This window comes from Gordonia sp. 11cp (assembly GCF_057767225.1).
Genome location: NZ_CM173437.1, coordinates 1,234,924 through 1,247,121 on the forward strand (window position 1 = coordinate 1,234,924; position 12,198 = coordinate 1,247,121).

14 protein-coding genes are annotated in these 12,198 nt (G+C 69.0%); 7 read left to right on the plus strand and 7 right to left on the minus strand.

Annotated elements, in window-relative coordinates; translation table 11 throughout:
• Window positions 1-25: 25 nt before the first annotated feature.
• Window positions 26-1,153: an NDMA-dependent alcohol dehydrogenase gene (locus AC3B6C_RS05315; protein WP_010843300.1), complete on the minus strand. Its 1,128-nt coding sequence runs from the start codon at window positions 1,151-1,153 to the stop codon at window positions 26-28.
• A gap of 106 nt (window positions 1,154-1,259) precedes the next feature.
• Complete coding sequence (locus AC3B6C_RS05320) at window positions 1,260-1,490, minus strand: hypothetical protein (protein ID WP_488375267.1); 231 nt, start codon at window positions 1,488-1,490, stop codon at window positions 1,260-1,262.
• A 109-nt stretch (window positions 1,491-1,599) separates the two neighbouring features.
• On the opposite strand from AC3B6C_RS05320, the gene AC3B6C_RS05325 reads away from it, so the two are divergent.
• Entirely contained in the window at window positions 1,600-2,556 is a 957-nt protein-coding gene (locus AC3B6C_RS05325; RefSeq protein WP_010843299.1) for a R2-like ligand-binding oxidase, read from the plus strand.
• A 7-nt stretch (window positions 2,557-2,563) separates the two neighbouring features.
• On the opposite strand, the gene AC3B6C_RS05330 is transcribed toward AC3B6C_RS05325, so the two are convergent.
• From AC3B6C_RS05330 to AC3B6C_RS05350, 5 genes are read right to left on the minus strand one after another with little or no spacing between them, the layout of a single operon-like run.
• The gene (locus AC3B6C_RS05330) at window positions 2,564-3,178 is read right to left on the minus strand and encodes an ABC transporter ATP-binding protein (RefSeq protein WP_488375268.1); all 615 of its coding nucleotides are present in this window, start codon (window positions 3,176-3,178) and stop codon (window positions 2,564-2,566) included.
• Window positions 3,175-3,939, minus strand: a complete 765-nt coding sequence (locus AC3B6C_RS05335) for an ATP-binding cassette domain-containing protein (RefSeq protein ID WP_488375269.1) — start codon at window positions 3,937-3,939, stop codon at window positions 3,175-3,177. Before AC3B6C_RS05335 ends, AC3B6C_RS05330 begins: the two co-directional genes overlap by 4 nt.
• On the minus strand, window positions 3,936-4,805 hold the full coding sequence (locus AC3B6C_RS05340; protein WP_010843296.1) for an ABC transporter permease: 870 nt from the start codon (window positions 4,803-4,805) through the stop codon (window positions 3,936-3,938). Before AC3B6C_RS05340 ends, AC3B6C_RS05335 begins: the two co-directional genes overlap by 4 nt.
• Window positions 4,802-5,896 (minus strand): ABC transporter permease, encoded by a 1,095-nt coding sequence (locus tag AC3B6C_RS05345; protein WP_488375270.1) that lies wholly within the window; start codon window positions 5,894-5,896, stop codon window positions 4,802-4,804. Before AC3B6C_RS05345 ends, AC3B6C_RS05340 begins: the two co-directional genes overlap by 4 nt.
• Window positions 5,878-7,503, minus strand: coding sequence for an ABC transporter substrate-binding protein (locus AC3B6C_RS05350; protein WP_488376225.1), 1,626 nt, complete (start codon window positions 7,501-7,503; stop codon window positions 5,878-5,880). Before AC3B6C_RS05350 ends, AC3B6C_RS05345 begins: the two co-directional genes overlap by 19 nt.
• Before the next feature lie 176 nt (window positions 7,504-7,679).
• Here AC3B6C_RS05350 and AC3B6C_RS05355 point away from each other — a divergent pair, with 176 nt between their 5' ends.
• The 6 genes from AC3B6C_RS05355 (at window position 7,680) to AC3B6C_RS05380 (ending at window position 12,162) form a co-directional block, all read left to right on the plus strand.
• Window positions 7,680-7,973 carry a helix-turn-helix domain-containing protein gene (locus AC3B6C_RS05355; RefSeq protein ID WP_044508236.1) on the plus strand — a complete coding sequence of 98 codons (294 nt, stop codon included), beginning with the start codon at window positions 7,680-7,682 and terminating at the stop codon, window positions 7,971-7,973.
• A 22-nt stretch (window positions 7,974-7,995) separates the two neighbouring features.
• The gene (locus AC3B6C_RS05360; RefSeq protein ID WP_014928770.1) at window positions 7,996-8,853 is read left to right on the plus strand and encodes an alpha/beta fold hydrolase; all 858 of its coding nucleotides are present in this window, start codon (window positions 7,996-7,998) and stop codon (window positions 8,851-8,853) included.
• An 18-nt stretch (window positions 8,854-8,871) separates the two neighbouring features.
• Window positions 8,872-9,411 (plus strand): MarR family winged helix-turn-helix transcriptional regulator, encoded by a 540-nt coding sequence (locus AC3B6C_RS05365; RefSeq protein ID WP_010843291.1) that lies wholly within the window; start codon window positions 8,872-8,874, stop codon window positions 9,409-9,411.
• Window positions 9,412-9,622: 211 nt separating this feature from the next.
• Complete coding sequence (locus AC3B6C_RS05370; RefSeq protein WP_488375271.1) at window positions 9,623-11,143, plus strand: aldehyde dehydrogenase; 1,521 nt, start codon at window positions 9,623-9,625, stop codon at window positions 11,141-11,143.
• A gap of 56 nt (window positions 11,144-11,199) precedes the next feature.
• Window positions 11,200-11,598, plus strand: a complete 399-nt coding sequence (locus AC3B6C_RS05375) for a RidA family protein (RefSeq protein ID WP_488375272.1) — start codon at window positions 11,200-11,202, stop codon at window positions 11,596-11,598.
• A 45-nt stretch (window positions 11,599-11,643) separates the two neighbouring features.
• Window positions 11,644-12,162, plus strand: a complete 519-nt coding sequence (locus tag AC3B6C_RS05380; RefSeq protein WP_488375273.1) for a cupin domain-containing protein — start codon at window positions 11,644-11,646, stop codon at window positions 12,160-12,162.
• Window positions 12,163-12,198 lie beyond the last annotated feature (36 nt).

Sequence of the window (12,198 nt, forward strand, 5' to 3'; positions counted from 1 at the left end):
ATCCCGTGGACCCTGGCCGGTCGGCTCAGTAGTCGTCGTCGCTGTAGACGATCATGCCGCGGATGTTGTTGCCCGCCAGCATGTCGTCGTAGGCCTCGTTGATCTGATCGAGACGGTAGGTCTGGGTCACCAGGTCGTCGAGGTTGAGCTTGCCCGCCCGGTACTCGTTGAGCAGCGCCGGGACCTGCGTCCGGGGACTCGCGCCACCGAAGATCGCGCCCTGCACGCGCTTCTGCATGAGAGTGAGATCGAAGAGGTTCATCTGGGCGTCCATAGAGGCGAAGTTGCCCATGCCCACCACGACGACCTGTCCCGCCTTGCCTGTCAGTGCGAGGGCCGGGGCGATCATCGAGCCGTCGATCTCACCGACCGTCAGGATGGTGGTGTTGGCCATCTTGCCCCAGGTGATGTCGCCGATCGCCTCGAGCGCCTCCTCCATCGACGAGAAGGTGTGTGTGGCACCGAGCTTCTCGGCCATCTGCAGCTTGAACGGCACAGGGTCGACGGCGATGACGTTACGCGCGCCGGCCGCGGCCGCTCCCTGCACCGAGTTGATGCCCACGCCACCGATGCCCACGATGACGACGGTGTCGCCGGCGTGGGTTCCGCCGATCTCGACAGCCGACCCCCATCCGGTGGCGACACCACAGCCGAGCAGCGCCGCTGCCTGGAGGGGGATGTCGTCTTCGATCTTGACCAGGGACGCCTGGTTGACGGTGATGTAGGGCGCGAACGTACCGAGCATGCACATCTGCACCAGGGGCACCCCGTCGTGCGTGTACGCGCGGTTGGTGTCGTCGGCGATGGACAAACCGGTCAGCAGGCGCGCACCCTCGTCGCAGATGTTCTGCTGGCCGCGCGAGCACGGCTCACACGTGCCGCAGGCGGGGATGAACGCGGTGACGACGTGATCGCCTTCTTTGAGGCGGGTGACGCCCGGCCCCACCTTGGTCACGACACCGGCACCCTCGTGACCTCCGAGTACCGGCATGGGCGCCGGGCTGTCGCCGGTGCGCAGATGGTGATCCGAGTGGCACAGACCCGAGCTGACGAGTTTGACCTGGACTTCACCCGCGACCGGATCGCCGAGCTCGAACTCCTCGATCTTCCACTCTTCGCCCGGATTGCGCAGAACTGCACCTTTGGTCTTCATTCGTGCTCCTTGCTCGTGCTACCCCGATTCGGGGCGTCAGATATCGCCGTCTGCTTATGCGACGTAGATCACATGGTGGTCCACTGCCGACACTCTCGCAGGCGTTTCACTCGATCCATGGCACAGGATTGGGGGTGACGTTCCAGCCTCTCGATCCGGCGGGGCGCCAGAGGTCACCGGCGACCTCGGGTACGGCCGCACGGTCGACGACAAAAGGCGCACAGTCGACGATGTGGGCCGCACAGTCGACGAGAAAAGCCGCCCAGTCGACGAGAAAGGCCGCACGGTCGACGACGCGGGGTTCGGCGGCGGCGGCGCCGACGGTCGACCCGCGCACACCGGAAACCCTTTCCGGGGCAACAGAGTTGACCGATTTCGCGTCTCCGGATCGAGGAAGGGGTTAGCGTCGGGGTATTCCGATTCCGAAGTGTCTGGCTGGTGATCTCATGACTCTCATCGAACACAAGGCGGAGGGCCGGCAGGACTTCTCCTCGTTGCGACAGGGCGGTCTCAACTGGGACTCGTTTCCGTTGCGGCTCTTCGTGAAAGGCAACGCCCGGTTCTGGGACCCGGCCGCCATCGACTTCTCCCAGGACGCACAGGACTGGGTCGAGCTCACAGACGAACAGCGCCGGAGCGCCACCTACCTGGTGAGTCAGTTCATCGCGGGCGAGGAAGCGGTCACCCAGGACATCCAGCCGTTCATGAAGGCGATGGCGACCGAGGGCCGCTTCGGCGACGAGATGTACCTGTCGCAGTTCTGCTTCGAGGAGGCCAAACACACCCAGGTGTTCCGGCGATGGATGGACGCCGTCGGCCTCACCGGCGACCTCCAGGGCTTCGTCAGCGCGAATCCCTACTATCACCAGCTGTTCTACGAGGAGTTGCCGGCGTCGCTGCGCGTCCTCGACCACGACCCGTCGCCGCGCAACCAGATCCGCGCCAGCGTCACCTACAACCACGTGATCGAGGGCAGCCTGGCGCTCACCGGTTACCACGCCTGGCAGAAGGTGTGCACGAGGTACGGGATCTTCCCCGGGATGCAGAAGCTCATCCGGTTCATCGGCGACGACGAGCGCCGGCACATGGCGTGGGGAACGTTCACGTGTCGCCGGCACGTCGCGGCCGACGACACACTGTGGGATGCCGTCGGCGAACGCATGAACGAACTGCTGCCACTCGCACTGGGCATGATCGAGTGGGTCAACCAGCAGTTCGAGGTCCAGCCCTTCGGGCTCGACAACGACGAGTTCCTGGCCTACGCCGCCGACCGCGCCCAGCGCCGGCTCTCGGCGATCGAGTCCGCCCGGGGACGACCGGTCGCCGAGATCGACCTCGACTACTCCCCCGAGGTGCTCGAAGACGAGTTCGGCGAGGACGACGCCGTCCGCCTGCAGATGTGACGGTCCCTCACCGCGCGTCGAGGTCGATGACGTCCCGGCTTCGCGAACCCACGAACCGCCGGTCGTGGCTCACCAGGAGCAGTCCCGCGCCGTCGGCGACGAGGTCGTCGAGCAGCGAGGCCACGGCGCGAGCGGCGACCGGGTCCAGCATCGCGGTCGGTTCGTCGCACAGCACGACCCGCGGCTGCTGCACCACGAGCCTGCCGAGACACGCCCGCTGGAGTTGACCGTCGCTCACCTGTGACGGGTAGCGGTCGAGCAGAGCGGGGTCGAGCCCGACGCGGGTCGCGGCACGTTCGACGTCACAGTCGCGTCTCGCGATCGCCGCGGGTTCGGCAACGATCCGGCGCAACGTCCATCGCGGGTTGGTGACCAGCCGTGGATGCTGGGCGATCAGACCGAGGTCACCGGGGCGCCGGCCGTCCCGCCACTCGACCGTCCCCGCCGCCGGGTCCGCGAGCCCCGCGAGGATGCGCAGCAGCGTCGTCTTGCCACTCCCCGATCGCCCGACCACCCCGGTCACCGAGCCGGGCCCGACGCCGACGTCGAGGCTCTCGAAGACGACCGTGTCTCCGAAGCGGGCCGTCAGGCCCGCGCCGACGACGAGGTCGCCGGCGGTCACGGCACCCTCTCGAAGAAGCCCGCCACGTACGCGTCGTCGGAGGCCGCGATCTGATCGAGCCGGCGATGGTCGACGATCCGTCCCGCACGCATGACGGCCACCGAATCGCACCCGCGCCGCAAGGTCTCCACGTCATGGGTGATGACGAGGACCGCCGCGCCGGCCCGCGCCGTGTCGGTGAGGAGGTCCCAGATCTCGGCGGCGAGCTCGGCGTCGAGCGCCGAGGTGGGCTCGTCGGCGACGATCGTGTCCGGGTCGCCGGCCAGTGCCGCGGCGATCGCGGCGCGCTGCGCCATGCCGCCGGACAGCTCGTGCGGATACAGCCGGAGTGCATCGGGGTCGAGGTGCACGCGCCGGCACAGCTCGACGGCATCCTGCGACCCGCCGAGGATGCCGATCACCTCGTCGAGCTGGGCGCCGACGCTGCGCACGGGCGTGAACGAGGTCGACGCCGACTGGGGAACGTGGCCGACGCGATGCCCGCGAAGGCCTCGCCAGCGGTGGTCGGCGCCGGCGAGTTCGCGATCGGTGAAGACCTCGTCGCCGACCCGAAGCCGTCCGGTCGGCACCGAACCCGGCGGGAGCAGACCGGACAGTACGGCCGCGACCATCGACTTGCCGCAGCCGGACTCGCCCACGAGCGCGGTCATCGATCCGGCGGGCAACCGCAGCGTGACGTCGTCGAGGACGCGGACCACCGACCGGTTCCACCGATTCCGCGCCACGATGTCGACCGTCACCCCGTCGAGCGCGGCGCTCATCGCCACACCTCACCGACAGGTGGCGACGTGGCGCGTCGCAGCGACGACGCCGCGGCCGCACACGCGAGCGCGGTGAGCATCAGGGCGACGCCGGGCACCACCAACGTCCACCACGCACCGGTGAGGATGTCACCCCGCGCCTGCCCGAGCAGCGTTCCGAGACTCGCGGCGTCCGGGGAGAGTCCGACGCCCAGGAACGACAGCGTCGTCTCGTGCCAGACCGCATGCGGCAGCAACACGGTCATCGCCACCAGCACCTGGCCGCTCACCGCGGGCAACAGATGACGCACGGCGATGAAGGTGCGGGAGGCGCCGGCGAGCCGAGCCGATTCGACCCACCCCGACGACCTCGCCTCGAGCAGCTCGGCTCGCACCACGCGCGCCACGGACGGCCAGTGGGTCAGCGCGATCGACGCGATGATCGCGACCGGTTCACCGCGCCACATCGCGGCGATGACGACTCCGACGACCAGGTGTGGCAAAGCGTTGACGCCGTCGACGACGCGCATGACCACCGCGTCGAACCACCCGCCGACCGTCACCGCACCGAGCCCGACGATGACGCCGAGGGCCGTCGCCAGGACCGCGCACGCGGCGGCGATCAGCAGCGAGATCCGCACACCCTCGGCGGTTCTGACACCGAGGTCGTATCCCGAGTGATCGGTCCCCAGCGCGGCCTGCGCCCCCGGCGGCAGCAACGAACGAGCGAAGTCGGCGGTCTGTTCGCCTGCGACCACCGGCCACCCGACCGCGGTGACGGCCAGGACCGCCAGCACCACCCACGGTGCGACCACGGCGGCGCGGTGACCGATCGCGGCCCGACGGCGCTCGACCGGCACACCCGTCGCCCCACCGAGGGCCGTCATGCGGTCAGCCCGATCCGCGGATCGATCCACACCGCCGCCGCATCGGACAGCGCCGACCCGAGGAGGACGAGTATGGCCGATCCGACGGCGAGCGCGGCCAGCAACGAGAAGTCCAGCGCCACCGCGGAATCCACGAGCGCCTCGGCGAGACCCGGCCAACCGAAGACGGTCTCGACGATCGCGGCGCCGGCGATCAGCTCGGGCAGGCGGGTGCCCAGGAGCGCGAGCGTGGGCAACACCGACACCGGTACCACGTGCCCCCTGAGCAGCGCCCAACCGTCGACTCCCCGAGCGCGTGCGGCCCGGACCGCGTCCGAGGCGGTGGCATCGACGACGGCGGCCCGCATGGTCAGCAGCAACCACGGAATCATCGACACGGTCAGCGCCAGGTACGGCAACACGGCGTGGGTGAGCAGTCCCTCGACCGAGTAGTCGTCGCCGGGGCGTCGGGCACCGGAGGTCGGAAACCACCCGAGCGTGACCGCGAAGGTGCTGACCAGCACCAGGGACACCACGAACGGCGGGGTCGCGGCGAGCATGGCCGCCAGCGCGGTACACGCCCGGTCGATCAGCCCGCCGCGCCGCATGCCGATGACGGCGCCGCCGACCACGGCGATCAGGGCCGCGGAGACCAGTGCGGCCGTCGAGATCCCGACGGTGAACGGAAGCCGTTGCACGAGCACGTCTCCCACCGCCCGGCCCTGGGTCGCGGACCAGCCCAGGTCACCGTGCAGCAGTGCACTCCACCAGTTCCACCACGCGCTCAGCCAGTGCTGGTCCAGGTCGTAGGCGGCCGCGATCGCCTCCCGCTGCGCGGGGGTCGCCGACTGGTAGTTGTCGCCGAGATGGGCGGTGAGCGGATCGAACGGCGACGCCGCGGCGACGGCGAAGATCCCCAGCGACACCAGGATCGTCGTGGGGATCATCACGAGGATGCGGCGGAGCAGAAGCCGTCCGGCTCGCCGTGCGCGCGAGTTCCCCCGCCGCGACCGTTCGCGTCGCGGCCGCTGCTGGCGTGACCGGTTCGCTGGGTCGACGCCGGGTGCCGACCGGACTTCCGGGGCGAGTGAGGTCATGAGACCGGTTGCCATGACGGCACGTTCCACCAGGGGCCCCAGGTGACGCCGTGTGAGTGCGGCTCCAGGATGGGTGCGTCGTGCCGCCAGCCGTCGCCGCGGGAGGCGTAGGTGTGGTGCAGGAAGGCCAGGAAGACGTAGGACGGCGCGGCCGCGTAGACCTGCTGGATGCGTTGGTACCGCTGGTCGTTCTCCGGTCCGGGTGCGCTCGCACGCGCCTCGTCGAGCAGCGCGTCGAGTCCCGGAGCGGTGAGGTCGCCGGGGTTCGCGTACCGCGACGAGTTCGCGACTCGCGTGTGCAGGGTGTCGTGGACCTGGGAGTCGATGGCATAGGGCGTCGCTCCCCCGCCCAGAAGAACTGCGGCCGTGCTCAATTCGGAGTCGATGTCGTCCCAGCTCGTGCCGCGGGTCAGTACCTCGACGCCGATCCGTTTCATCGACGCGGCGAAGGCCACCGCGAGGTCGCGGCGCAGGGTGTCCTGGGCGTTGTACAGGAGGGGGAACGATGCCCGGTCGGCACCGCGGACCCGGATCCCGTCGGCACCCGGTCGCCACCCGGCCGCGTCGAGTGCGTCCTCCGCACCCTCGGGGTCGAAGTCGAACTGCGCTTCCTCGTCGTAGACGTCCGGCCCGTACACCGAGGCGATCGGCGTGCTGGCGGGTTCGCCGTCGCCGGTGAGCACGTCGTCGACGACGGCCTGCCGGTCGACGCCCAGGTTCATGGCGAGGCGGGCGGCCGGGTCGGCGGTGAACGGGTTCGTGCTCGGCAGCGAGATACCGCGCCAGTCAGCGGATTTCACCGTGACCACGTCGATCCCGTCACGTCCCTCGAGGCTCGCGGCGAGCCTCGGCGGCAGGTTGGCACCGTCGATCTCGCCGGCCGAGATCCGTTGTGCGCGCGTGTTGTCGTCGGGAACGTGGGTGTAGACGATGCGTTGGACTGTCGGCCGCTTGCCCCAGTAGTCCTCGCGGGCAACGAGAACGGCCTGATCGGGGTCGAGCGACTCGAGCCGGTACGCCCCGGTGCCCACCGGCTCGGTGTTCAGCGCCCACTCCGCGGCCGGCGCGCCCTCCACCCGCTCCGAGGGCACGACGCCCATGAGCAGGTACGGCGACGGATCGGCGTCGGTGTTCATCCGCACCGTGACCGCCCCGGGCCCATCGGCCTCGACCGCGACGATCGGCGCGAAGTCGGTCGCGATCTCGGACGCGACCCGTGGATCGACGACCGCCCGGTAGGTCGCGACGACGTCGGCGGCGTCGAAAGCGGTGCCGTCGGAGAAGGTGACACCGGTCTTGAGCGGCACCCGCCAGGTACGCGGGGCGACGCGCTCGGGCCGCGACCGGGCAAGGGCCGGGACGAGGTCGGGAACGCGGTCGTCATCGTCCGCGGCCGGAATGAGCAGACCGTCGAAGACGGGCGAGACGCCGAGTTGCGCGTAACCCAGCATCGGGTTGAAGTCGCCGAGTCCCTGGCCCTCTGCGAGCACGATCTGGTCGGTCACGGGCGTGCGGCCCGGGGTCGAGCATCCCGCCAGTGCGACCGTCGCGATCAGCACCGCCACTCCCGCCGCGGCGAGGCGACGGACGGTGGATGACGATCCACCAACACCTGTGTACACAGACACATGTTCTCCCAGACACGCATTTGCCGCCACCTGAGGCGGTGGTGAACGATGGGCACACCACTGACGCGAGCGACGAGGAGGAGCCGGTGACCGACTTCGACCCAGACTCATTCGACGCAGACTCATTCGACCCGGACTCATTCGACGCCGACTCCTGGGCTGCGCGGTTCATGCTGCTCAGCGATCCGAACCGCCTACGACTCGTCGCGGAGATGCACGCTCGGCCCGGTTCGACGGTCGCCGAACTGGCCACCCGTATCGGCATCACGGAGAACGCCGCGTCCCAGTCGATCCGCAAACTGCGCGACCAGGGATGGGTCCGCTCGGAGAAAGCCGGACGGATGGTCCACTACGAGGTCGTCGGCGACGCGATCGTGCATCGCATCCTGCACGACATCATCGGGGTCGGGCACCTCACCGCCGCAGACCGGTCGGATCACGCCCACCCGGTGACAACGGATTAGAACACGTTCTAGTCTGGTCGACGTGGATGTCACCTTCGAAGCGACCAAACGGGAACTGACGACCGATCAGGGCACGCTGCGCTATCACGAGGCCGGCGACGCCGACGCGCCGCCATTGATCCTGTTGCACGGGTCCGGGCCCGGTGTGACCGGCTGGCGCAACTACCGCGGAAATCTCGGGCAGTTCGCACAGACACACCGCTGTTTCGTGATCGAGTTCCCCGGGTTCGGGGTCAGCGATGCCGTCGAGGGTCACCCGGTGCTGACCGCCGGCAGTTCGGTCATCCGGTTCATGGACGCACTCGACATCGACAAGGCCGCGATGATCGGGAACTCCATGGGCGGCGTCGTCGGCGTCAACCTGGCGATCAAGAAGCCCGAGCGTGTCGAGAAGCTCGTCACCATCGGCGGCGTCGGCCCGAATGTGTTCAGCCCCAGCCCCAGTGAAGGCCTGCGCCTGCTGCAGGAGTTCACCGACGCCCCGGACCGGGACAAGCTCGTCCGCTGGCTCACGTCGATGGTCTTCGATCGCTCGCTGGTCACCGAGGAACTCATCGCCGAGCGCTGGGAGGCCGCCATCAATCCCGACGCGCAGAAGACGGCGCAGATGATGTACGGCTCAGCGGCATTCGAGATGCAGCAGCAGTTCATGGCCGCCTCCGACACACCGCCGTACTGGGCATCGATGCACAAGGTCGCCTGTCCCACACTGCTGACCTGGGGCCGCGACGACCGCGTCAGCCCGCCGGACATGGCGATGATCCCGATGCGACTCATCCCCGACGCCGAGCTGCACATCTTCCCGAAGTGCGGGCACTGGGTGATGATCGAGGCCAAGGCCGCCTTCGAGGCGACCGTGGGGGCCTTCCTCGCACGGTGATCCACTAACCTCGCCTGCATGGATGGTGTCGACGTCATCGTGTCCCATTGGGCCGTCGCCCGGCCCGAGCTCGATGTCTCGGCGCTCAAGGTGTTCGGCCGGCTCCACCGCAGCTTTCTCGTCTACAAGGCACGCATCGCCTCCACCTTCGACGAGCACAACATCACCGACTCCGGCTTCGACGTCCTCGCGTGCCTGCGCCGAGCCGTTCCCGACCACCGTCTGACCGCGGGCGAACTCGCCGAGCAGACCCTCGTCACCACGGGCGGCCTGTCGTTGCGCGTCAAACGACTCGAGGACGCGGGGTTCGTGACGCGCACTCGAGACCGTTCGGACGCGCGTGTGGTCTACGTCGAACTGACCCCCGAGGGCGCGGCTCTCGTCGACCGGATCGCCGACGAGCACTTCGCGAAGCTCCGCACCATGCTCGCCGAACTCTCCGAGGACGAGGCCGCCGACCTCGCCCGCCTCCTGGGCGCGCTCGAGCACTCGGCACGATTCGCGGTTCTCGGTGACGGGCTCGATCCCGGCGAAGCGGACCCGATCGCAGCCGTCTGAGCGACGCGCTCAAATCTTTTTCGGGCCGCCCGTGATGGCCGACACATGCGGTGTGACCTGCATCTCTTCCGTTTCGGACGCGTAAATCCCGTGTAACAAGCCCCTGTAGTGGGCTTCTTCGAGGTTGACCTCTTAGCGCTAAGGCTTTACAACTGTCTTAGCGCAAAGATATTCGGTTCGGCTTTCGGCCACCTCCTCTGAACGGATTCACATGCCCCTCGTGACGAGTACCTCCACCCATCCCGGGATCGACGCCCGCGATCTCGACGACCGCATCCACGTCGGCGGGCACTGGGAGGTCGGCGCCGGCGACCTGATCGAGTCCGTGGACCCCGCGACGGGCCGGGTCTTCGCGACGCTGCACGGGGCCACGCCAGCCGACGTCGACACCGCGGTCCGCGCCGGCCTCCGCGCGGCCCACGAAAGCGGTTGGGCGAGTGCACTTCCCCACGAACGCGCGGCGGTGCTGCACCGGATCGGCGACGGGATCGACGCCGCCCGGGATCGCATTGCACGCCTGCAGACCCTCGACACCGGCAAGACCCTTGCCGAGACGACAGCTCTTGCCGCGAGTGCGGCCAACACCTTCCGGTACATGGCCGCCGCGGCGGAGACCTCCGACGGAGTGCTCACGACCCCGCGCGGCCCGTGGCTCACGATGTCGACGCACCGCCCCATGGGCGTCGTCGGCGCCATCACGCCGTGGAACTCGCCGATCGCCTCCGACGCCCAGAAGCTGGCACCCGCGCTGGCCGCGGGCAACGCGGTGGTCAGCAAGCCGCCGGTCTGGGCGCCCTGGGTGACCCTGCTGCTGGCCCGCATCTGCGAGGAGGCCGGCCTGCCGCGCGGTGTCCTGTCCGTCCTACCCGGACCGGGCCGGACCGTCGGCGAGGCACTGGTCCGCCACCCCGACGTCGCGAAGGTCAGTTTCACCGGCGGGACGAGCACCGGGCGGCACCTCGGCCGGATCGCGGCCGACAAGCTCATGCCGATCACCCTCGAGCTGGGCGGCAAGTCCCCGACCATCGTCTTCGCCGACGCCGACGTCGAACGCGCCGCGCAGGGAGTGATGTACGGCATCTTCTCCTCCAGCGGGCAGAGTTGTATCGCCGGTTCGCGAGTCTTCGTCCAGCGCAGCATCTTCGAGGCCTTCACCGACGATCTGGTGCGCCGCACCCAGCTACTGCGCATCGGTCCGGGTACCGACCCCGCCACCGACGTCGCGCCGATGATCTCGGCTGCACACCGCGATTCGGTCGCCGCGCAGGTCAGCCAAGCCGTGGCCGATGGCGCCGAATTACGCTGCGGTGGAGTCGTTCCCGTCGACGGTCCGCTGGCGGACGGCTGGTACTACCCACCCACGATCCTGACCGGGGTGTCGAACACCGACCGGATCAGCCAGGAGGAGATCTTCGGGCCGGTCGCGGTGATCATCCCGTTCGACGACGAGGCCGACGTCGTGGCCCAGGCCAACGACACCGTCTACGGACTCGCCTGCGGCGTGTGGACCGAGGACTATCGGCGCGCCCTGCGGCTCGGCGACGCCGTCGACGCCGGAACCGTCTGGGTCAACACCTACAAGCAGTTCTCGATCTCGACGCCGTTCACCGGTCTCCGCGACAGCGGGCTCGGCACCGAGAAGGGGCGCGAGGCGATCCGGCAGTACTCCGACCAGAAGAGCATCTACCTCGACCGCAGCGACGAGCCGATCGCGTGGGGTCGCCACCCGTGACCGCTCGGACCGTGCACCCCGACGAACCGCCCACCCCGATGAAAGGACCCACGCCCATGACCGCCCCTGCCTCGATCGACACCGCCCCGATCGACCCCGCCGCAACCGAACAGGCCACCGCGCACCCGTACAGTCCCGCATTCGCCGTCGCCGGTTTCGGATTCGTGTCGGGCGCACTGTCGGTGGACGAGAACGGCGTTGCCGTACCGGGTGTCGAAGCCGCCCTCGACGCGGCGATGGCCCGTCTCGGCGAACGCCTGGCCACCATCGACATGACCCTGTCCGACGTCGTCAAGACCACCTATTTCGTCACCGACGTCTCCCTGCGCGATGCCGCGAACCGCCACTACGAGAGCGTCTTCGACGCACCGCGCCCGGCCCGGTCCTTCGTCGAGGTGGCCGCGCTGCCCTACGGCGCGACCGTCGAGATCGAAGCGATCGCCCACGCGTCCTGACCACACCCCCCACGACCCCACCCCAGAACCGAGAGGAACCATCCCATGACCGCACCAGAGAAGACCGTCGCCGACCTCGAGCAGCAGATCGACTCCTGCATCGCCAGCCGAGAGACCCGCCACGAGGACTGGGACACCCTCGGATTCCAGGCCGCCGCCGGCGGTGACCGCTTCAAGCGCGCCCAGATCCGCTACATCGGCTCAGGTGCCACCGGCAACCACGAGAACGACAGCCGGACACTGCCGTCGGACCACTTCACCTTCTCCAACATGCGCCTGCCCGCCGGCGCCGTCGGACCCGAGCACACCCACTACGACGTCGAAGAGGTGTTCTTCGTCCTCGAAGGCGAGCTCGAGGTCGCCGTCCACGACGTGGAGGACGGGACCAAGAAGGCGGTTCGTCGCCTCGGATACCGCGACCTGATCCGCGTCCCCGCCGGCGTCCCCCGCAGCCTCGCCAACGTCGGCGACACCGACGCGCTGTTCTGCGTGATCATCGGCGCCGAGAAGCCGCAGCTGCCCACCTACCCGCCGAGCTCGGAGATGTTCGGCGTCACGCGCTGAACGCCGGCGTTCGTCACCGAACCTGACCACGAGAGG